Source organism: Streptomyces sp. NBC_00539 (assembly GCF_036346105.1).
Lineage (GTDB): Bacteria > Actinomycetota > Actinomycetes > Streptomycetales > Streptomycetaceae > Streptomyces.
Map to the genome: position 1 here is coordinate 203,566 of NZ_CP107811.1, position 20,809 is coordinate 224,374.

Genomic DNA, 20,809 nt, shown 5'->3' on the forward strand with positions numbered 1-20,809 from the left:
TGGTCGGCACTGAGGCGATCCGAACTACGGGCGAGACGGGGTCAATTGGTAGCGATGGCGAACCCTCCGGTGCGCTCGGCCAGGCCGCGAAGTGCTGAGGCGGAGATCCAGCGTTCGACAGTGTCCACCTGCACGACGGGGGTGTAGCGTCGCGATCATGAAACCGTTAAGCGGCAGCACCACTGACCAGGCGCCGGCTGATCCCGCCGCCACAGACGACATGTTGGCCAGCCAGCCCATCGGCTATTGGGCCGGCCTCGTCAACGAGGCTGTGACGCGGCGTTTGCGTGATGCCATGGCCAGGATCGATGTAACCCAGCCGCAGTACTGGGTACTCAACCGAGTAGTCGGCGGCCCCACGGCACCCAGCCGTGAAGAGGTGGTCGCCCAGCTGACCCCCCTTGCGGGCGGGCAGCACGAGATCCCTCGGGTCATCGACCAGCTGCTGCACCGTGGCTGGCTGAGCATCGACGCCGGACAGGACCTGCACCTCACCGATTCCGGTGAGGCTGCCAGGGTTCGGCTGCGTGAGCTGGCCACGGAGCTGCGTGCCGAGGTCCATAAGGGCATCAGTGACGAGGAGTACGTGTCCGCGCTCAAGGTGCTGCGCACGATGATTGCCAACGTCGAGGGAGATGGGAGCTCCTAGCTACTTCGTTGCCGTTGGTCAGCTGCGATCCGGATGAGGATGGCGGCGAGGTGGAGGGCGGCCTGGAAGGCAATGGCAAGCTTGTCAGTTCGCATGGCCAGGCCGCGTCGCTGCTTGAAGCGGTTGATGCACCGCTCGACGGTGTTCCGCTGCTTGTAGGTCTCCGCGTCGAAGGCCGGCGGTCGGCCACCGCGCTGCCCGCGCCGCACGCGGTGACCGATCTGGTCAGCATGCTGCGGGATGACTGCCCGGATGCCGCGAAGGCGGAGATACCCGCGGATCGCGCGGGAGGAGTAGGCCCGGTCCGCGAGGACTGCCGTGGGTCGCGTTCTGGGCCTTCCGGGACAGACCGAGGGACCCGGATTCGGGCCAATGGCGGCTTCGAAGGCGGGTGCATCCCCGGCCTGGCCTGCTGTCACGAAGAGGGCGAGGGGCCGGGCTCGGTCGCCGCTGGCCAGGTGGACTTTCGTGCTCAGGCCGCCACGGGAGCGTCCGAGCTCGTGGTCTGCGGACTCGGCCCGGCCGGCCGCCCCTTTTTCCCCGCACCTCCTGCGTGCTGGTGAGCCAGGCACACAGTGGAGTCCACCGATACGGTCCAGCCGATGTCGTCGCCGGCATCCGCCGCAGAGAGGACCGCTCCGAAGATCCGTTGCCACGTGCCGTCGACTGCCCACCGGAGCAGGCCTTTGTGGGCTGTCTGGAACGAACCCAGTTCTTCAGGGGAGGTCGCCAAGAGGCAAACAGGTGCGGTACTTCCATGCGATGACCTCAAGAGTGCGGCGGTGGTCGGCCCACCGGCGTCCACGGGCCGGATCTGCCGGCATTAACGGCTCGATCCGAGCCCACATCACACCGGTGATTGCTAACCGGACAGACACATCCGACTAACTGACGAATGGATCAAAGAGAGACGGCCTAAGCGTGGAGTCCTCGGGCTGGGCAGAACCAGCCTGAGATGTTTCCGAAGAATGCGCAGCCCCACCACACCAGGACAGCCGGACCGATGTAGTAAGACGGCCACAGCAACCAGGCCACACCGTAGCCGGAGCCCACGGTGACGAGCAGCGGTACGCCCACGTACCAGCCGAGGCGCGCGGCGCAGAAGCCGTACCGTGCCCCAGCCGGCGAAGAACGCGGAGAGCGCGAACAAGGTCAACACGACGAGGCCCATCAGCGATTCCATGCCCGCGACGCTACTCGCCGGTAGAGACGACGTAGGCGGGAGGGTTCCCACACCGGAAGGCCCCTATAGTGGCCAGTCCGACAACGGGGGGGGCCATGGGTGGAGTGTGGGAGCGGCGGCCGGCTGCGCGGAAGCTGGTACTCGCGGGGTTCTGGCTGACGCTGCTCGCCCTGACAGGCTGGTTCATGAGCGACATGGTCTCTGCTCACTGGCCGCAACGGCCCGTGTGGGACCTCGGCAGCGCGGCCCCCTGGGTCGCCTTCTGCGCACGAGGGATCGGCATAGGGTCCTCGATGGCAGCCAGCAGCTGTATGTTCATCGCCGCCGTCATGTTGGCCTGGGATCTCCTGTGCCAGACCATGCGCACGGTACGCAGAGCCGCTCAGCAGCGATGACCGCTTCAAACCCGGCTCGTCCACACGGGTCCGGTCAGATGCGGTCCTGGCGGACCGCGCGTATTCATCCAGCGCGGTCCGGATGCATCTCCGCCGACGCGGGATCCGGGCTGTCGTACCCCGGCAATCCGGCCAGGTCGTTCACCGGCCGGGCGAGGCCGCGCCGGAGGCTGCCGACCGGCCTTTAACGCCGAGGCGTACAAACAGTGCAACACGGTCGAACGATGCATTAATAAGTCCAAACAGTGGCGCGGTTCTGGCCATGCGAACGAACAAGCTCAGTCCACCGCGGCTCGCTCGTCACGGAAACCCTTTGCTGGCGCAAGAACTTCCACCCGGCGCAGAAAGTGAAACCCGTCGTCCCGCACGGCCTCGAAGGAATTGAATTCCCGAACGAAATCACTGCAGCCATGGTCTACGACCGCCTACAGGTGATGGACCACTTCAAGAGGGTGACGACGAAACACTCATGGGAATCATGGGCGAGGCAATGACATCGTTCTCGACCGGCGACGCCACCTCTACTTCTCCGTGAAGCGGCGGTAGCGCGGCGATGATCACTGCTGATCCCTAGATGCTCGATTCCAAGGGGCCGCCTGATGTGGCGAGGCGGGTCCATGTGCCTCGGGCATCGGCCGGTTACCCCGTGATGGGCCAGCCGATGACCTGGTCAAGCTGAAGGTCGCGGAGCACGGCGTTGTCCAGTTTGATGCCGGTCGCATTGGTCAGCCCCTGAGGCGGGTTGCCGGTGAGGACCTGACCCAATCGCGCGCCGGTCAGGTCGGCCGCCCGGAGATCAGCGCCGGTCAGATCACACCCCGCCAAGGAGACTCCTCGCAGGGAGGCGCCGCTCAGGTTAATCCGGCGAAGATCGCACAGCTTGAAGCGGCAGCCGTCCAGGGTGGCTTGCCGCAGACCAGCCCCGCGAAACGAGCACCGCGTGAACCACAACTGCTGCAAGTTCACCGATACGAGATCATCGCCGTCGAAGGACTCCCGATGGAGAGCCGCATACCGACGGCGGGATGCGAGGTCTTGCTTTGCCGTCACCGCTCTGGCCATGGCGGACATCGTGCCAGCCCTGGGAGACCGCCGTCGTCTGGTGCGCGCCGGCGGCACCGGCCGGCCCAGAAGGCTGTACGGGAGCAGAACGCACGGCGCTCCAGTCCTCAGCTGTCCCCACTCCCCCGGTCGGGCGTAGGCCATGGCGTGGCGGACCACCCCGCCCGCCGGCCCTGACGCGGGGGCGCGCCCCGCAGACCGGCAGGCCGGGCCGGCGTCGCCCCCAGCCCGCCCGACACCGACCGGAACCGCTCGATCACCCGCACCTGGCCGAGCACCACCAACGGCGCCGTCCCCGGCGCGCTCAGCCGGCCCACCGACTCCCCGGACTCCCCCTCCGTCAGGGCGACCAGCTCGTCGGCGTCCGCCTCGTTGGACCAACCGGACAACCGGTCCTCCAGCGAGTCGCTGTCGCCTTGCCTCGGGTGGTGACGGGTCAGCGGCGATTCTCTTTCGCGGCCGTGCATGCCTTCTGCGCAACGGCCTCGGAGAAGCCGTTGCCCTGCATCTCTTGCACGCACTCCTCCTGAGTGAAGCTCCCCTCTCCTGTGGCACCACAGATGATCAAGCCCTCACTCGCATCGCCGCTCTCACCGCTTGCCTCCAGCACCCGCAGGCAAGCAAGCTCATTGGCGTGGGCGGCAGGGGCGGTCAGAGCAACGCCACCCATGGCCAGAGCGACTGACGCGACAGCAGACAGAACACGAACACGGATGATCACGACTTGCTCCTTCGACCATCAGACAACGTTTGTCGACGTCGATCCTTCCCGGGCGCAGCGCACCAGCCAGTCGGCAGACCCCCTGATTCACCAAGACGGCCGGTAGGCGCTTCGCGCCCCGCCCGCTCCCGCCTCCGGCAATGCCAGCGCTTGTCGTTGATGCCGATCCCGAATCTTCCTCAGAGCTACTCTTCGCCCGTTCACGGAGTGAACCAACTGGGTAACGCGGGGAGCGAGAGAGGCCGGCGGCGTGGTTGCTCTTCGACGGGTGTCAGAGCCGTGGGGGATGATCGGGCCATGCTGCGAGCGAGAGACGAGCACGGTCATCAGGTGAGGAATCCGGGGCCCACGGCCTTGAGCCGGATGGTGGCGAACCTCAGGCGGGGCAACGCCTTCATGATGGTCGAGCGACTCGATGCTGAGGTGTCCGGCGATTGGTATGTGCAGGTGTGCCTGAGGGATGACAACACCTATCAGCTGGAGTTCCGTGAGGGGACGGCGGCAGAGCACTACCAGACGCGGACGATCTCCCAGGAAAAGGTGATCGTTGCCCTGAACGGCTGGGCCAAGGGGCGCCCGGACTGGAAGGACACCTTCATGTGGAACAACATCGGGGCCTCGCTCGAGAACGCTGACTGACCCTGTCCTCGCCTGCGGGCGCCAAGGCCAGTGACGTGTGGTCGCTCAGCTGCGACACATGGGGATGACGTCGGGACTTGCTGCGGGGATGGCGGGCCGCGCGGCCTCGGGGGTGGCGAGAAGCGCCACGATGGTGACGGTTTTGTCGCAGTGCAGGCAGTCGCGGGGAGCTGCGCACGGCGACGACCGGCGGTACCGGCCAACGGCCCAGCACCCGGAGCCAGCGCAGGCTGCCCTGGCTTGCCCGAGCTCACCGGCATTCGTCTGCGGATCGACGGTTCCACGGTGATGCGGAAGGGGCTGTGTGACGTGCGGCAGGCGTGCGGGGAGGCCGGCGCGCGCGCTCCGGCCTACGGGGAGCCGTCCCGTGGACGGGCTGCGGGCGGGAACGCCTGCCCCTCAACGACAGCCGGCAGGCGGTTGGTCAAGGACCAGCGCCACCTTTTCGACCTCGGCGGCGACCTCCGCCAGGGACCCGTACGGCACCTTCCGCCCGGACATGGACAAGCGCCTCGACCTGGGGCCGGCCGCCGCCGTGCCCCGCCCCCGCACCCCGGCGGACACTGTTGCGAAGGCAGCCGCAGCCGCGCGAGGGCGCTGAGCCCCTGCCCGAAGTGCTCCGCTATGGGGCGTCCCAGCCGTGCTCGAGGAGAGTGAACGCGGTGTCCACGGCGTACTCGGCGTTGTCGGTGCGATGGGCGAACGCCGAGGTTTCCAGGGCGAAGTGGGCGAGGGCGGCGCACCGGAAGTCGTCGGGGCTGCTGCCGGCGGCCTCGGCGATGGCGCGGGCGAGTGCGTCTTGGTGGCGCATCCACATGCGGTGCGCGTACTGACTCAGGGCGGGCGTGTCGGCCACGAGGCGGACGAAGGCGGCGAACCGTGTGTCGGGGTCGCCGGTACCGATGCGGACCTGCTTGATGTGCGCGCACAGCGCCTGGGGGATGCTGCGCCCTTCCGGCCGGTCGCGGACGGCGGCGACGAGGGCGGCCTCCTGCTCGGTGTCCTCGTCGAAGACCAGGGCTTCTTTGGTGGGGAAGTACTTGAGCAGCGTGGTGGTCGACACGTCCACGGCGTCCGCGATGTCGCGGATGGTGACGTTGTCGTAGCCGTGCTCGAGAAACAGGGTCAGGGCGGTGTCGGCCAGCGCCTGGCGGGTTGCGGCCTTCTTCCGTTCACGGCGTCCAACGGGTGCACTCATACCCGCATCATACAGAACCAGATACAACCAAGAAAGTTATGTCGTTGCACTTTTTGCATGAGTGTGTTTTTTTAGTTCTGCAGACCGACGAGGCAACTCCCGGCCCTGACCCAAGGAGAACGACCATGAACGCTCCCGCCCCCCGCATCGCCATCATCGGAGCCGGCCCCGGCGGACTGACCTGCGCCCGCATCCTCCAGCAGCACGGCATCCCGGCCACCGTCCACGAACTCGACGCCTCCCGCACCGCACGCAACCAGGGCGGCACCCTCGACATGCACTCCGACACCGGCCAGCACGCCCTGCACAGGGCAGGACTGTGGGACGCCTTCACCGCGCTCTCGCGCCCAGAAGGCGAGCAGATGCGTCTGGTCAGCCGCAACGGTCAGACCGTCTTCGACGCCGCACCGCCCCAGGACGGCCAAGGCAATCCCGAGATCGACCGCGGACAGCTCCGCGACCTCCTCCTGGACTCCCTCACCCCCGGCACCGTGCGCTGGGGCCGCAAGCTCACCCATGCCGAGCCGCTCAGCGACGGCACCCACCGCCTGCACTTCGCCGACGGCTCCACCGTCGACACCGATCTCGTCGTGGGCGCAGACGGCGCCTGGTCCAGAACCCGCCGCCTGCTGTCCGACGCGACGCCCCACTACACCGGCGTCACCTTCGTCGAGACCGGCTTCGACGACGCCGACCGCCGCCACCCGGAGCTCGCCGCCCTCACCGGCAACGGCACCATGATGGCCCTCGACAACAACCAGGGCTTCGTCGCCCAGCGCAACAGCAGCGGCCACATCCGTACCTACGTCGGCCTGCGTACCGACGAGGACTGGCACCAGCGGCGCGGCCTCGACCTGGACGACGGCCATGCCGTCCGCGAAGCGTTGCTGAAGGAATTCGCCGGCTGGAGCGACGATCTGCTCGGCTTCATCACCGACACCGACACCGGCTACATCAACCGGCCCCTGTACGCCCTGCCCGTCCCGCACACCTGGACCCCCACCCCGGGCATAACCCTCGTCGGCGACGCCGCCCATCTGATGTCCCCGTTCTCCGGCATGGGCGCCAACCTCGCCATGCGCGACGGCGCCGACCTCGCCTCTGCCCTCATCGAGCACCCCACCATCGACGACGCGGTCACCGCCTACGAGGACATCCTCCTGCCCCGGTCCATCGAAGCCGCCCAAGGAGCGGCCGAAGGCATCGACAGCGCCTTCGCCCCCGACAGCGCCAACCAGACCCTCGCCCACATGACCCAGAGCCGCTGACCAACACCGCCCAGAGCCGGAGCACCACCACGCGACGCCCCTCTACCCGACCGAGGGTGTTTCATTGGTGGTCGCTCGTTCGACCATCTGGCAGTCCCTCGACGCACCACTCGACTCACTCGGCGAGGCCCGGGTCACCCGAGTCTTCTCGGAGAAGATCTCCACCCGCGCCACGAAGCGCCCCGGACTGGAGGCCGCCGTGAAGCGCGCCGACGAGATCCGCTCTTCCGGCGTCGCCGTCACCCTACGGACGCCGTCCTGGACCAAGATCCACCTATGGGTGCGACCTCTCCTCCTCCCCTGGTGCAGCACCTCGGACTGGAGCCGCACGCCGAGGGCGGCTGGTTCCGGCGGACCTGGCAGACCTGGCAGACCTCGCAGACCTGACCGTAAGCCAACCCCGGCAAGCGCGGCGGGCCACGCCCCTACGCGCCCGGCATCTCCTACCTCCTCCACCCCGGCATGTCCGTCGCCGACAGCGGGAGGTTGCGGCGGTCCCCTGCGCTGCCGCAGCCTCCCGCCTGTCAAGCGAACGTGGGTGTGGTCGTCAACGACGACTGCCATGCCCTCTGGAACATGAAGAATCCGCGCTGAACACCGCGCCCAGGAACCAACGAGTGCCGCGTCAGGAGTCTGCAGCCTCCTGACGAAGCTCGCACATCAGCTCAGGCGGGTGTCGGCGTAGGCGACCATCGCGTCGCGCTGGTAGGCGGCCAGGCCCTCGGCGATCTTGTCGAAGTTCTGGCGGAACTGCGGGTCGTCGACGTACGTCTGAGCCAGTCCCTTGTAAGCCGTCGCGTTCGGAGTCCAGAACCGGCACACGCCCTGGTAGTGGGCGTCGATCTCCGCCTGCACCGCGGGATCGGCCACCGGTGTTCCGGCCGCCATGAACTCCGCGATGCGGACCATCTGCGCCGTCACCTCACGCTGCCACTGCTCCATGTCCTCGGCGGTCAGCGTCTCGATGACCTGCCGGGACTGCTCCCACGCCTGCGGCCACCGCTCGCGCGCCTCGTCCGACTGGCGTGTGCCGTCGAAGCCTTCGAACAGGTTCTCCGGCCTGTTGATCTTCGTCATGCCGCTTTTGCTCCTTGTTTCCTCAAGCTCGGCGATGGTGCGGCCGACGGTGCGGACCAGTGTGTCCAAGCGGTCCCGTTCGGCGATGAGCCGCAGGTGGTGCGCCCGCAGCGCCTCCACCCGATCGACCTGCTCGGCCAGCACCGCCCCGATCTCCACCAGCCCCAGGCCCAGCTCCCGCATCACGAGGATCTGCTGCAACCGCAGCAACTCGCCTTCCTCGTAGTAGCGGTAGCCGTTGCTCCCCACCCATGCCGGAGGCAACAGGCCCACCTCGTCGTAATGGCGCAGCGTCCGCGACGTCACACCCGACATCCGGGCCACTTCCGCGATCGACCAGGCCATCACCGACTCCCATCCCGACCGGACCCTCCGGCCACACATGACCGTAGAAGTTGACGCAACGGCAAAGTCAACCTGCCCAACCGAGCAGGGGGCATTGCCTCGACTTCTCCCACCGCAGGACGAAAGCTGCCTCGTCCAGGCACTTCACACTGTTCGCGGTGGAACGGCTCGAGAGGTGGCAGCGGGCCACGAGTCGTGGGCGTATGCGTTGGGGAGCCGTTCGTTCTCCTCGTTCAGCTTCCGGTTGGCGTCCCGCAGCCGGGTCACCACCAGGTCACACGAGGCGGCGGTGCGAGCCCGTTGTCACTGGGCGACGGTGAACGCCCCTTCGGTGAGGACGGGAACTGCGGTGCAGGCGTCCAGTTCGGTGGCGACAACGACGTCCTCGGCAAATCCCCCGCCGATGAGCTCCCGCCCGGATGAACTGGCGGCCACTGCGGCACTGATGTCCAGTGTCGCCCGGAAGCCGGCCGCTGCCAGCGCGGCTTCCGGTGAGAGCATGCCGCTGAGCTGTTCATCCATTGTCGCGATGATGGCGCCCGCGCCGAGCAGGTCCTCCATGGCGGGCCGCAGAGTCCCGTCGGGCCACCGCTCGCCAGAGGCGATCACCGCGACGGGTCGGTCGGCGGTCCCGTAGCCCTGGCGGACGAGCCAACAGACCGTCGTGTGCCGGTCTGCCGGGCGTGGACTCCGCGCCTGGCAGTGTGCCGCGTACGGTCAGCGAATGCGTGATCAGCGAAACCAAGATCAAGATGTCGGCACGCCAGAGCACCGGCAGGCCACGCTGCCCGCTGAGATCACCGACGCGGCCGCAGGGGCTGAAGCGGTGGTGTTCGTGTGCGCCACATGCAGCGTCCCCCTGACGGGGCCCCTCACACGGCTGCCCGAAGTGCCCGAGGCTCCCTACTACGCGTGGTGGGACGCCGATGAGCCGGGTCCGTCGCCGGCGACCGTGCCGTCAGGCTGCTACGCGGTCGAGACGGAGCCGTACGGTGGGCCCTTGGTGGTCGCTCAGGCGCCCGGGCCGGTGATGCCACGCCACGGAGGCCACTGGAACGTGGAGGGGAAACCCTTGGTGTCGCAGGGCCCACGAGGCAACATCGTCATCAACCCGGACGACGCCCGCGGCCTGGAGCTGCAGCATGCATCTCCCGCCTGCTGCGGAGCGACCCCAGACGGCGGAATGAACCAGCTGTGCGCCTGCGGAACCCTCGTCGCGACCCTCTGCTCCGACTGCTGCCTGCCGTACGAACTCCATCTCTCAGCCGAGCACGTCCGCGCGGTTCGCCCCTGAGTTTGGGCCCGGGCCGGTGCCGCGAGAGAGGCGAGGATGTCGTAGGCGAGTGCGAGGGCGAAGTCAGCCGCCCGAGGTGGGATGCACCGTGATGCGCCCGTCGTGCGGGGCGTGGGAGCCGGGTCTACGCGGACACGAACCACGTCGTGATGGGGGTCCGGACCACGGCGACCGGTGGCAGGATCGGACAGTGCCACTGGAAGGAAGCGGTGGGTGGTCGTGACCCGGCCCGCATGTGGGAGCCGCCCTGCTGACCTTGGGCGACCGGATGCCCGAGCTGCCGGCACTGCTGGCCTGGGTGGTCAAGCGGGCCGAACCGGCAGGCTGGGTACGGTCACCCCGCCCGAGCCGGCAGACCCAAGCGGTAGGCCCTCGACCTGTCCCCGTCAGAGGGCCAGGCTGACAACCCAGTAGTCGTACTCCTCGGCGGTGACGCCGCAGATGTGGCCGCCGGGCAAGGAGCGGGCGATGAATTCGATTCGCCCCTGGTCATCGAGGAGACGGGAAGTGGCGGTTCGGCTGACAGGTAGCGGGCGGTCTCGGGGGCGCAGTTCCGGCAGCCGTTGTAGGGCAGACCACCGCGACGAGCGCATGGCCGAACACGTCCTCGCCTTCGTCGGTAGAGCCGCAACGCTCGTCGACTACCGCCGATTGGCGACCCAACTCAGGGCCTGAGCCGATCCTGCTGCACGTCGAAGCACACCAGCCCCATGCACTCAGCCACAGCCGCCGCGTAGGCCGACGCCTTCTCGGCCATGCTCCACCGCATCGGGAAGTAGATAAACGGACCACTGGCTTCGCCGATCAGCGGGCCGGTCGACCAGGGCGACGTGTCCTCATCGTCCTCCGTGATGTCACACCACTGCTCAAGCAGCGCGGCGACGTAGGCAGCAATGCGTTCGGACGGGGGCTCGTCCAACTCAGCGTCGATGTAGAGGTCGTACAGTTCGTTGAAGATCCGGCCGGCGGTCATGTCATCCGCCGGTCTCTCACCTTCCCAGACAGCCAGGTCGTAACTCATGCCCGGAGACTTTCACACCCCGCTGACAACCCGTCACCACCCACACCCGCTGACACCGAACCAGCGCATCGCGCCCGATACTGACAGCTGGCACGCTCCGCTGCGGGTGGCACGGCCCCGGCTTGCTCGTGCGCAGCAGCACGGGGACGCGGCAAGCCGGGGGCCGCGATCAGCGATCGTGGAGAAGGGCGGCGGCTTCGGCGAAATCGGCATGCGCGAGTTCGAAGGATCGTGCCGCGACGAGGAACATCGACCGGTCGATCAGGGCGCGGGCGAGGCGTGCGGGGTTGTCGGGCAGGCGGCGGGCGAGCGTCACACCGCCGTCGAAGTAAGGCGTGAACTTCTCTTCGAACAGGTAGGGGTGGTCGCCTTCTCGGACTGCCGCGCGTATGGCGATCCGGCGTTGGACGTCGGCCAGCTCGGGCAGTAGGTCGGCCTCGCGCAGCCTCGCCGCCTCCGCTTCGAGGCCCGGCAGCATGCCGAGGAAACCGTCCCGCACGCCGCGCGACCATCCGAGCTGCGTGCCGAACGGCGGCATCGGGGACTCGGGGCTCGCGGCGGGTTCGGCTGCCCGCCCGGACAGGACGAAGAGCGTCCTCCACCACTCGAGGATGCCACTCCAATTCATCGGCTCACCCGTGGTCGCGAGCTCCTCCAGCACGCTCTGCGCCTCTCGCCGGGCGGCCGCAGCACCCGCCCGATCCCCGACGCTCTCCCGCATCCGGGAGAAGTGCACCAACTCCCAGGTGAGTATCGCCAGAGCAGTGCTCTGTTCGGCTACCTCCCGCCGGGTCTCCTCAAGGAGCTCACGGAAGACGGTCGATGCGGCGTCGTGCAGCCCGGCGCCCTCCAGGTTCGCCGCCCACCGCACTGCGGTCCAGAAGGAGCGCCCTGGGATCCCGTCCCGGGCGGCCTCCTCGTCGAGCTTCGCGGCCTCCCAGAAGCTTCCCTCCTCCGCCAGAACTCTCACCAGAAACTCACGTTGACCGGCCTCGGCGAGCTCCTCACAGATCGCGCGTCCTTCCGCCCGGCGCCCGAGGACGAACAAGGAAGCCTGGTAGGCGTCCAAGGCCCGGCGCAACCGCTCCTCCCGCTTCGGGGTCCCGACCTCTACCCTGCGAGCGGCGCGGGAGGCCTCCGCGGTCAGCGCGACGTTCACTTTCGGATCCCGGCTCTCATAGCGCAGCGCGAGCAGGGCATCGGCCAACTTCGGCAGGTAAGCCTTCGGACTCACCTCGGCCAGAACCCGGTACGCGCCGACCAGTTCGGCCCGACTCGGCCGGCCGGACCCCAGCAGCAGCACCCGGGCCCGAAGCACCGCGTCGTGATCGATCGTCACCATTCCCCCTGTCTCCGGACAACGCACGAAGGAGATTCTGAGAGACAGGGAACGGACCGGACAAGCCTCGCCAACTGTGCGTTCCGTCCTACGAAAAACGGCCCTGACCTGTCATGATGGACATGCATTCACCCTGGACCCCACGAGCGGCGAGCCGCACCGAACGCCTCCCACGGCCACGACCACGGCCACCGCAAGATCCACCTGCGCCGTAACGGGACGAGGCTGGTGGGGACGGGGCAGCGGTACGGCGGAGCCGTCAGGCCGCTCGAACTGCCAGCACTCGGGCGCGGCGGTCGCGCTTGACCACCGGACAGCGCAGGATGCGTACACAAAGGGGTCCGCCGACGTGGGTCCGAAATCGGGCCAGATGTCGACGACGTCCTACTCCTCCACGGCCCGAACTTCACACCACGGTCGGGGCACCGCCGAGGTGATCGCGACCCCCTGCCGGCCGTCGGACGCCATCACCGTCGACGCGTACGCCGTTCGGCACATGGGCCGGGGGCCATGCGCTGCACCGCACACGCCGTGAATCACTATCCGCTCCTCCCCATGCGCACCGAGAGGACGTGTGGGTCTGGTTCAGCTCGGCCGAACCATCACCCTTGCCGATCCAGCCCCAGCCGACGCCTCTTGCGACTGATCGATTCGCCGCATGCCCGGGGAGGTGCCGGCTCACCTGCCCGGGCCCGCGGCGGCTCGTCAGGCGTGGACATGGAAGTCGATGCTGAGGGGAAGCAGGAAATCTGCCTGCTCGTGGTCGGGGTAGCGGCGGATCATTTCGGCCGTGGCCTCTTCCCGGCCCGTGGCGGCTTCGGTGACGTTGAGGAAATCGCGCAGGTAGCGGCGGATCTCCTCGTAGCGGGCCGTGCCGCCTTGCGGGCCGTGGCCCGGGTGGACGGTCACGTGGGTGCCGTAGCGCTCCAGTAGGGTGTCCAGCGCCGCCAGCCAGGACTGGATCTTGTCCCTGGTGACCTGGGGTCCCTCCCAGGCGTGAACGCCCGAGTAGACCAGGTCGCTCGTGAATACCGCGTTGGCACTGGGGACGTGCACCACGGTGGTGTGGTCGGCTTCCGCAGCGGGCCAGTCGGTATCCAGACGTACGACCGCTCCCTGGGCGAGTGTCAGTTCCATGCGGTCCGCGACCTGGATGATGCCGTAGTCGAAGCCGTCGGGATTGGCGGTGCTGCGCGCCTTCATGGTGGGTTCGGCGTCCAGCCAGCCGACGGACTCCATCCAGGCGGTGAAGCCGGTGATGTCGTCGGCGATCTCCCGGGACGCAACGAGTAGAGGCATGTCCGGGAAGCGTTCGGCGAAGGTGCGGAGTCCGATGTAGTGGTCGGGGTGGCCGTGGGTGACGACCACCGCGAGGAGCTGCTTACCGGAGGCGGCCACCTCGTCGGCCAGCTCGGCAGCTTCCGCGCTGCTGCGCAGGACGTCGATGACGATGAGGCTGGTGTCATCGGCCACCAGCCAGCTGTTCACACTCGCTGTCGGCGCGGCGAACCTGGTCACGGACACGGACACGGGTTTCTCCTATAGGAGTAAAACGGGGCGAAAACGGCACAACGCATTGTGTCGTATCCGGGTGCGCGGCTTGGGGAGCCCTGGCGGCGCGGCAGGTCCGCCAGGTGAGCCGTAGTGGCTGTGCTCAAGACCCCCGTTGCCCCGGCGGCCAGCAGGTGACGGACACGCGGGCGCCTACCGTTGACTTCCCCGTAACCCGAAACGAGTGGCCCTGCCCCGCGCAGGACGGCGACCCTATCCCCTATCCGAAGACGCCCGAGCTGATGGGCCAGAATTACCCACCGTCGCCGGGAACCCGGACGCCTGGACCGCCTGCCTCCAGAGCGCCCGACTGACCGCCCTCACCCTTGAGCGGGCAACGCGATCCTGCCGCGCTCCACCTCGATCGCCCGCGTGGTCACCGGACCGGAGAGCTGGACGACGAGGGACGCGGGGGCGGGCTGGGTTTCACATGGTGCGCGAGGGCGGCGCCGGACTCCCGCAGGAGGGGCCCGGTGGGTTCCAAACCCAGCTGGCCAGCGAGATCGCGGGCGCAGAGGCGAACGGTGGCCTCCAGCAGTGTGGCGTACGTGTCGGCTGCTACACGGGTACGGTGCCAGCCCCCAATGGCCAGAACGGCCGAGATGGCAGTGGCGGGCCACCACCACACGGCAAGGAGCAGGTACAGCAGGGACCATGCGGACAAGGTGCTCGCGCGGCTCAGTGCCTGACGGGCGTCTGAGATCTCCGTTCGGACCGTCTCGGGTGCGGTCAGCCACAAATGCGGCCACAGCGTTGCCAGATCAAGGTGGTAGTCACGCTGCACACGGACAGCAACGGCATGGACGCGGTCTCCGCTCCAGGTCGGACGGCGAGGGGGTTCCGGGGAGATGCGGGTCATCGCCACCCGCGCGGCATGCCGGGCGGCGGGATCGACGCGGCCGGCGACGGCCTCATCCATGTGTCGGTGCCAGGCCTCGGCGAGTGGGATCCAGCGCTGATGTCGATGTTCGGTGATCCGCTGCACGAGGCGACGGATCGGGCGGGGCCAGGTGTGCCAGTCGGAGGCAAGGTGAAGGGTTTCGACCACTGAGCCGATCGCTTGCGCGACCAGTCCGACGGTTGCGGCGCCCGTCAGCACAGCGGCCAGGAGTACTACTTGGCCACCGGCGGTCCGGGCAGTCGGTGCGTCAGCCCATTCGGTGATTTGGCTGGTCAACCGGCTCAGGCCGAAAGGGTGCCTGTGACCGAGAGTGGTGGCGACCGTGGCAAGGGCCATGTACAGGGCCCCGGGGAGCACGAGCAGCGAGACCCAGCGTTCGGCCAGTTTCTTGCCGAGCTCCTCCAGCAAGCCACCCATCGGTTACCTCAGCTCCCGGCGCAAGGTTGCATCGCTGACGGCACAGTGGGGCACGGGAGCAGGCCCCTGGGGCCACCAATACCGTGTACACCGTGCGGTCGGACACAGATAGATCGGCTCGGGCGAGCACTCACGGTCGATGCCCACCGCACGGACGCCTCGATCTGCTGTACGCCCGTTGTCACCGTAGGCATAAAGGCCCTGGACGTCCCCGAGAGCCTGCAAGACTGCATGGAGCACATCGACTGCGTCCGAGACGTCGTCGCCGCGGCGTGCCGCGGTCAGCAGATCCTGGACGATCGTGTCACTTCCGGCGCGGCTGTTGCGCAGCCGGGCACTGATGCCTTCGGCATTCGCACACACGATCGCCAGCCTGTGTGCAGCTTCGTCATGCTGAGTCATGAGCCCCCCGGTCCGACAAGTCCCCGCACTCTTGCCCGTCCGAATACGAGGTTATACAACACGACCCCCTCACGTACGGGAATGTGTTAATAACTCAGTGTCACTCAGCATCGGGGGGTAAGGTGCGCGATGAACAGCTGGCTGCGCTGCGGGCGCGGCTGCGCCGGATCAACGGCCGACGTGATCTGGCCGTGGTGTTGGACCCCGAAGCGGTCCGCCAGGCGCGCAGGCTGGAGCCCTACGGCGAGCGGGGCGATCTGGAAGTCCTGCGCCTTCTCGGCTGGTTCCACCTGTACCGCGCACAGGCGCTACCGGACAGCGTCCACGGCATCTTCGCGATGAAGTCTGCACTCGACGCGTTCGGTGCGTGCTTTAGGGCTGCCGTCTCCGGTCTGCCCGAAGTATTGCTTCCCCTTCTCGCCGATGAGGCCGACCGCACCGCGACCGCCATGTTGGAGCACGCACTGGCCCACCCGGACTCCGGCAGGCTTGCGACCACGGTGGATCTGTGGCAGCGCATCCTGGGAGCTACTCCGGCCGAGCACCCCGAGCGGGCCAGTCGGTTGGCCCGACTGGGGACGGCGAAGGCTGTCCTGTTCGACCTGACCGGCAGTTTGGAAGACCTGAATGACGCCGTCACCGTGCTGCAGGAAGCGGTGGCCACCGCCCAACCGCACGACCCTCAGTACGCGGGGATACTGTCGCATCTCGGCCTGGGGCTGTTCCTGCGGTCCGAGCGAACCGGTGACCCGGACGACCTGAATTCTGCCATCGGCCACTTTCGGAAGGCGTTACGTGCCTTCCCCGCCGACTTCTCGGACCGCTCGGGAACCTTGTCCAATCTGGCGGGCGCGCTGGTGAGGAGATACGAACGGACCAGTGCGCCAAAAGATCTGAACGAAGCTATCGCCTTGGGCCATGAGGCGGTTGCCGCCAGCCAGCCCCGCCATGCCGACCGGGCAGGGCGGCTGTCGAACCTCGGGACAGCGTTGATGATCCGGTTCGCACGGACGGGCGCGCTGGAGGACCTGAACACTGCCATCGATCACTTCCACGAGGCGTACAGCATTCCGGTCGACGCTCCTTTCGATCACGCCGGCATGGTGCTTAACCTCGGTTGCGCACTCCTGCAGCGGTTTCACCGCAAGGGTGGGCCGGAGGACCTCAATACCGCCATCGATCACATCAAGGAAGCGGTGGAGACCGTACCTCCGGGCTATCGCCACCGGGCAGGATGGTTGTCCATCCTCGGCGGCGCTCTGGGTGACCGGTTCGAACTGACCGGTGCGCTCGAGGACCTGGACGACGCCATCGCATTTGGACGTCAGGCAGTGGCCGCGACCCCGGCCGACCACCCAGACCGTGCCTCGTGGTCGTCCAACCTGGCCGCGGCGCTGCGGCACCGGTTCGACCGGACGGGAGCCGAGGCCGACCTGGAGGCTGCCATCGACGCAGGTCAGCAGGCGGTGGACGGGCTACCCCTCCATAACGCGGCTCGGGGGAGGGCGCTGGCCAACCTCGGGGGTGCGCTGTTGAGGAGGTACGAGCGAAACGGATCTCTGAGGGACTTGGACCTCGTGATCGACCACTTCAGCAGAGCCGTGGACGAGACCCTGCACGACCATGACGACTACGCGAGGTGGCTGTCCAACCTGGGGACCGCACTACGAAGCCGATCCGAGCGGACTGGTGCCGAGGCGGACTTGGAAGCGGCCGTCGCGGTCGGCCGGAAGGCGGTGGCGACAGCACCACTCGATCACCCAGAACGCGGAAGGACGCTGTCCAACCTCGCACTCGCCCTGTTCAGTCGGTTCCGGCGAACCAAAGACCGGGCGGACCTGGATGCCGCCATTCTGGGCTTCCGCCAGGCGGTATCAGCCGTTCCCGACAGTCGGCCCGAGCGCGCGAGCTTTCTATGCAATCTCGCAGTCGCGCTCGGCGAGAGATTCATACGCGGGAGCGCTGCCGCGGATCTGGACGAGGCAGTGCGGTGCCAACTGGAGGCGGCGGCCGCAGAATCGGCAGCTCCTTCGGTCCGCGTCCGAGCAGCGTGGACGGCGGCTGCGCTGCTGTTTGAGTCCGGTGATGTGACGCGGGCTGCGGAGGCAGCGGAAGAAGCCGTGCTGTTGCTCCCGCAAGTGACCCCTCGTCGCCTCGAGCGCAGTGACCAGCAGTACGCGATCGGCGCCTTCGCCGGACTGGCGACCACGGCCGCCGCGTTGGCGCTTACCGCCCCGGGTGGAACCGCTTCCGGGCGGGCTGGGCGGGCTCTACGGTTGCTTGAGGCGGGCAGGGCGGTACTGATCGGCCAAGCGCTGGACACCAGGAGTGATCTCACCGATCTGCGCCAGCACCACCCGGAGCTGGCACGCCGGTTCACGCTGTTGCGCGAGCGGCTTGATGCTCCCACGGATTCCATGACTTTCGTCGAGGGGGGCGGTGGCCCTGCGGTCCAGCACGACCCTGAGGCACGGCACCGTCGTCGGCTCGTGGACGAGTTCGCCTCTCTCCTGGCTGAAATACGCAGTCTGAAGGGCTTCTCTTCCTTCGCGTCACCACCCACCATCGAAGAGCTCCTTTCCGAGGCCTCCCATGGTCCGGTGGTGATTTTCAACGTCAGTGCCTTCCGCAGTGACGCCCTGCTGCTCACCAGTGCGGGCATCACCAGTGTGGAACTACCGCTCCTCACTGAGGACAAGCTCTTCGATCAGATCACCGGCTTGCAGCGAACCCGGCAGGCAGCGTCGGCCGGGTCGGACCAGACGGAACGAGAGCAGGCTCAGGCACACCTCGTCGACATGCTCCAGTGGCTGTGGGATGTGGCCGCCGGGCCGGTGTTGGAAGCCTTGGGATATGCCGACTCCCCTTCAACAAGTCGTCGGCGGGAGGGCCAGGACGAGGAGTGGCCGCGGGTGTGGTGGATCCCCGGCGGCCTGTTGGGACAGCTGCCCCTCCACGCCGCCGGCTATCACACCGACCCTGCCGAGGGCGCACCAATGCGTACCGTCATGGACCGGGTCGTCTCCTCTTACACGCCGAGCGTGCGCACTCTGCGATACGCCCGTGAACGTGCGCACGCCCGTGCCGCCCAATCGGCACAGGCCACACGCAGCTTGATCGTGGCGATGCCGACCACGCCAGGTCTTCCGGACGAAGGGCGCCTTGATTTCGTCGCGAAGGAAGTGACCAAAGTCTGGCCTCACTTACCGCATCCTCTACTCCTGAAGGAGCCTGGGACCACCGAGGGAACCGCCGAGCCAACGCCGCTCATCCCCACCAGCGTCAACGTGCTTACGTGCCTTCCGGACTGTACGTTCGCTCATTTCGCATGCCATGGTGACAGCGACTCGGTCGACCCGTCGAAGAGCCTGCTCCTGCTCCACGACCACCGGGAAGCCCCGCTCACCGTGGCCACTCTGGCCGCAACCGTGCTCGATCGGGCCGGACTGGCCTACTTGTCCGCCTGCCGCACCGCGGCCGTCGACCACCTCCAGCTCCTCGATGAGGCCATCCATCTCACCTCCGCGTTCCAGCTCGCCGGCTTTCCCCATGTCATCGGAACGCTTTGGGAAATCGACGACCAGGTGGCTGTCACCATCGCTGATGACTTCTATACCGGCCTGCGGGTCGGTTCCGGACGCATGGACCCCGAACGCGCAGCGCGCGCCCTTCACGAGGCCGTACGCCGGGTACGCGACGGTCACGACCTGCCGCCGCCCTTCGACCGGAGAGGAGCGCCCCTGCTCTGGGCCGCCTATCTTCATGCGGGCGCGTGAACCCCGAGCCGCTCGCCGCTGTATCGGGCGACGCACCGCTTCCGGACAGGACGGCCAGGCCTCGGTCGGCCAGGGGGGAACCAGTGTCGCCCGCTCCGGGTTATCGGTGTGGCAGACGTCTGTGACACGGCGATGGGCACCGTTCGTTCCAGCGCTTACACCTGGACGTGCGATCAGCGCAAAGCCCCTCGCCAACTACCTCGACTACGTCGACTCCGCGAACGCCTCGCCCACATCCCGGTTGCAGCCATGCGCTCTTTCGCGACTCGGTTCTGTCTTCTTGGTCAGCGCCGCGTCTGAGGATGCCCGCGAGGTGGAGTGCGGCCTAGTAAGCGGTCGCGAGCTTGTCGGTTCGTGTGGCCAGGCCGCGCCACTGTTTGAGGCGGTTGATGCGCGATCGACGGCGTTCCGCTGCTTGTAGGCCTCCGCGTCGAAGGCGGGGGCGGACGGCCGCCGAGCCGGCCTCGCCGCAGGCGGTGGCCGCCTTGGCCGGAGGGCTGCGGGATGACCGCACGGATGCCCCGACGGCGCAGGTGGTTGCGGATGGCGCGGGAAGAATACGCGCGGTCGGCCAGGACAGAGAGGGTCCGTGGCCTGCCCGGCCCGCTTCGAGGCACGCGAATGCGGGACATCACCGTCTCGAAGGCGGGTACATGACCTGCTTGGCCTGTGGTGACAGTGAAGGCCAGAGGACGTGCGCGGCCGTCTGCGCCAAGTGGGCCTTGGTGCTCAGCCCGCCGCCGGAGCATCCGAGCCCGCGATCGGCGGGCTCGCGGAAATGGACCGCCAGCTGCCCGGATGACCGCGGAGTCCACCGAGACCGTCCAGTCGATGTCGTCGTCGACGTCCGCCGCCAGGGCGAGCTGGTGCGGTACTTCCACGCGACGGCCTCAAGAGTGCGGCGGTGCTCGGCCCATCGCGCAGTCGGGCCCTGGTCAGATCGTGACCGGACCGTGGGCGGTGGCGAACTCGACCGAGACCAGGCCCGGCTCCTCATCCTCGACCCAGGTGACGTCGATCTGGTCGAGGGGGTGGTCGGCCGGTTCGCCGAGGAATTCGGCGATGGAGGCGGCGTCGCCGGCGATGGAGACCCCGTGGATGGTGGTGGAGGTGCGCGGGTCAGCGCTCGGGCGTTCCTCGACGGGGACCAACCACTGAAGGAAATAGGGCAGTTGCGGGTCCTCCAGCAGTTCCAGCAGGCCGATCTGCTTCCACCGCAGGTCGAAGCCGTCGGGGCGGACACGGTGTCCCTCGGCCGAGGTGCGGCCAAGGCGGGCCTCGACTGGGGCGATGTCGTCGACGGAGACCACCCAACCGAGCCAGCCGCCGCCCTCGGCGGCGCGGCGCGCGACCGCCCGGCCGAAGGGTGCGCGGTCGGCGGCGGGGTGGTCGAGGGTGGTGACGACCTCGACGTAGGTGCCGCCGCTCAGCGGGAGAATGAAATTGCGGGTGCCGAATCGCGGATGCACGCCCCCGTCGACGAACCCGGCGCCGAGGGCCGATCCGATCCACTGGACGGTCGAGACGAAGCTGTCGCGGGCCACCGCATAGGACACGTGATCAAGTCGCAC

21 protein-coding genes and 2 pseudogenes are annotated in these 20,809 nt (G+C 67.9%); 9 read left to right on the top strand and 14 right to left on the bottom strand.

Annotation, left to right across the window (positions count from 1 at the left end):
- The first annotated feature begins 157 nt into the window (after positions 1-157).
- On the top strand, positions 158-649 hold the full coding sequence (locus tag OG861_RS01100) for a MarR family winged helix-turn-helix transcriptional regulator (protein WP_329201471.1): 492 nt from the start codon (positions 158-160) through the stop codon (positions 647-649).
- On the opposite strand, the gene OG861_RS01105 is transcribed toward OG861_RS01100, so the two are convergent.
- A complete protein-coding gene (locus OG861_RS01105; protein WP_443064443.1) occupies positions 646-1,323 on the bottom strand; it encodes an IS5 family transposase in 678 nt (225 codons plus the stop codon). The genes OG861_RS01100 and OG861_RS01105 overlap by 4 nt on opposite strands.
- A gap of 42 nt (positions 1,324-1,365) precedes the next feature.
- Positions 1,366-1,497, bottom strand: a complete 132-nt coding sequence (locus tag OG861_RS34205; protein ID WP_443064444.1) for a transposase — start codon at positions 1,495-1,497, stop codon at positions 1,366-1,368.
- A gap of 430 nt (positions 1,498-1,927) precedes the next feature.
- Between OG861_RS34205 and OG861_RS01110 the strand changes: the two genes are divergently transcribed.
- The 3 genes and pseudogenes from OG861_RS01110 (at position 1,928) to OG861_RS34210 (ending at position 2,721) form a co-directional block, all read left to right on the top strand.
- Complete coding sequence (locus OG861_RS01110; RefSeq protein WP_330260988.1) at positions 1,928-2,227, top strand: hypothetical protein; 300 nt, start codon at positions 1,928-1,930, stop codon at positions 2,225-2,227.
- 25 nt (positions 2,228-2,252) lie between these two features.
- Positions 2,253-2,510: pseudogene (locus tag OG861_RS01115) on the top strand (transposase); the annotation flags it as partial.
- Positions 2,511-2,574: 64 nt separating this feature from the next.
- Complete coding sequence (locus OG861_RS34210; RefSeq protein ID WP_443064445.1) at positions 2,575-2,721, top strand: DUF4334 domain-containing protein; 147 nt, start codon at positions 2,575-2,577, stop codon at positions 2,719-2,721.
- A 145-nt stretch (positions 2,722-2,866) separates the two neighbouring features.
- Here OG861_RS34210 and OG861_RS01120 read toward each other — a convergent pair whose 3' ends face one another.
- The 3 genes from OG861_RS01120 to OG861_RS01130 all read right to left on the bottom strand — a co-directional run bounded on the left by OG861_RS01120 (position 2,867) and on the right by OG861_RS01130 (position 4,010).
- Entirely contained in the window at positions 2,867-3,289 is a 423-nt protein-coding gene (locus tag OG861_RS01120) for a pentapeptide repeat-containing protein (RefSeq protein ID WP_330260989.1), read from the bottom strand.
- Positions 3,290-3,396: 107 nt separating this feature from the next.
- Positions 3,397-3,756: a hypothetical protein gene (locus OG861_RS01125; RefSeq protein WP_330260990.1), complete on the bottom strand. Its 360-nt coding sequence runs from the start codon at positions 3,754-3,756 to the stop codon at positions 3,397-3,399.
- Positions 3,726-4,010, bottom strand: coding sequence for a hypothetical protein (locus tag OG861_RS01130; protein WP_329201462.1), 285 nt, complete (start codon positions 4,008-4,010; stop codon positions 3,726-3,728). The genes OG861_RS01125 and OG861_RS01130 overlap by 31 nt, the downstream gene beginning before the upstream one ends.
- A gap of 297 nt (positions 4,011-4,307) precedes the next feature.
- Between OG861_RS01130 and OG861_RS01135 the strand changes: the two genes are divergently transcribed.
- Positions 4,308-4,649, top strand: a complete 342-nt coding sequence (locus OG861_RS01135; RefSeq protein ID WP_329201461.1) for a hypothetical protein — start codon at positions 4,308-4,310, stop codon at positions 4,647-4,649.
- A gap of 622 nt (positions 4,650-5,271) precedes the next feature.
- Here the strand turns inward: OG861_RS01135 and OG861_RS01140 are convergent.
- Positions 5,272-5,847 carry a TetR/AcrR family transcriptional regulator gene (locus tag OG861_RS01140; RefSeq protein ID WP_330260991.1) on the bottom strand — a complete coding sequence of 192 codons (576 nt, stop codon included), beginning with the start codon at positions 5,845-5,847 and terminating at the stop codon, positions 5,272-5,274.
- A 125-nt stretch (positions 5,848-5,972) separates the two neighbouring features.
- Here OG861_RS01140 and OG861_RS01145 point away from each other — a divergent pair, with 125 nt between their 5' ends.
- On the top strand, positions 5,973-7,115 hold the full coding sequence (locus OG861_RS01145) for an FAD-dependent oxidoreductase (protein WP_330260992.1): 1,143 nt from the start codon (positions 5,973-5,975) through the stop codon (positions 7,113-7,115).
- A 276-nt stretch (positions 7,116-7,391) separates the two neighbouring features.
- Positions 7,392-7,502, top strand: coding sequence for a cupin domain-containing protein (locus tag OG861_RS01150; RefSeq protein WP_330260993.1), 111 nt, complete (start codon positions 7,392-7,394; stop codon positions 7,500-7,502).
- A gap of 273 nt (positions 7,503-7,775) precedes the next feature.
- Here the strand turns inward: OG861_RS01150 and OG861_RS01155 are convergent, their stop codons facing one another.
- Both OG861_RS01155 and OG861_RS01160 read right to left on the bottom strand, forming a co-directional pair.
- A complete protein-coding gene (locus OG861_RS01155) occupies positions 7,776-8,537 on the bottom strand; it encodes a MerR family transcriptional regulator (RefSeq protein WP_330260994.1) in 762 nt (253 codons plus the stop codon).
- A gap of 303 nt (positions 8,538-8,840) precedes the next feature.
- On the bottom strand, positions 8,841-9,146 hold the full coding sequence (locus OG861_RS01160) for a 2-phosphosulfolactate phosphatase (protein ID WP_330260995.1): 306 nt from the start codon (positions 9,144-9,146) through the stop codon (positions 8,841-8,843).
- Positions 9,147-9,261: 115 nt separating this feature from the next.
- Between OG861_RS01160 and OG861_RS01165 the strand changes: the two genes are divergently transcribed.
- Complete coding sequence (locus OG861_RS01165; RefSeq protein WP_329201451.1) at positions 9,262-9,831, top strand: hypothetical protein; 570 nt, start codon at positions 9,262-9,264, stop codon at positions 9,829-9,831.
- A gap of 664 nt (positions 9,832-10,495) precedes the next feature.
- Here OG861_RS01165 and OG861_RS01170 read toward each other — a convergent pair.
- The 4 genes from OG861_RS01170 to OG861_RS01185 form a co-directional block, all read right to left on the bottom strand.
- Positions 10,496-10,852 carry a hypothetical protein gene (locus OG861_RS01170; protein ID WP_330260996.1) on the bottom strand — a complete coding sequence of 119 codons (357 nt, stop codon included), beginning with the start codon at positions 10,850-10,852 and terminating at the stop codon, positions 10,496-10,498.
- A 169-nt stretch (positions 10,853-11,021) separates the two neighbouring features.
- The gene (locus OG861_RS01175) at positions 11,022-12,194 is read right to left on the bottom strand and encodes a hypothetical protein (RefSeq protein WP_330260997.1); all 1,173 of its coding nucleotides are present in this window, start codon (positions 12,192-12,194) and stop codon (positions 11,022-11,024) included.
- A gap of 702 nt (positions 12,195-12,896) precedes the next feature.
- Positions 12,897-13,721: an MBL fold metallo-hydrolase gene (locus tag OG861_RS01180; protein WP_330260998.1), complete on the bottom strand. Its 825-nt coding sequence runs from the start codon at positions 13,719-13,721 to the stop codon at positions 12,897-12,899.
- A 397-nt stretch (positions 13,722-14,118) separates the two neighbouring features.
- Complete coding sequence (locus tag OG861_RS01185) at positions 14,119-15,060, bottom strand: hypothetical protein (RefSeq protein WP_330260999.1); 942 nt, start codon at positions 15,058-15,060, stop codon at positions 14,119-14,121.
- 524 nt (positions 15,061-15,584) lie between these two features.
- On the opposite strand from OG861_RS01185, the gene OG861_RS01190 reads away from it, so the two are divergent.
- Positions 15,585-19,238, top strand: a complete 3,654-nt coding sequence (locus OG861_RS01190; protein ID WP_330261000.1) for a CHAT domain-containing protein — start codon at positions 15,585-15,587, stop codon at positions 19,236-19,238.
- Positions 19,239-19,563: 325 nt separating this feature from the next.
- On the opposite strand, the pseudogene OG861_RS01195 reads toward OG861_RS01190, so the two are convergent.
- Both OG861_RS01195 and OG861_RS01200 read right to left on the bottom strand, forming a co-directional pair.
- Positions 19,564-20,235, bottom strand: a pseudogene (locus tag OG861_RS01195) (transposase).
- Positions 20,174-20,809 (bottom strand): VOC family protein, encoded by a 636-nt coding sequence (locus OG861_RS01200; RefSeq protein WP_329201437.1) that lies wholly within the window; start codon positions 20,807-20,809, stop codon positions 20,174-20,176. Before OG861_RS01200 ends, OG861_RS01195 begins: the two are co-directional and overlap by 62 nt.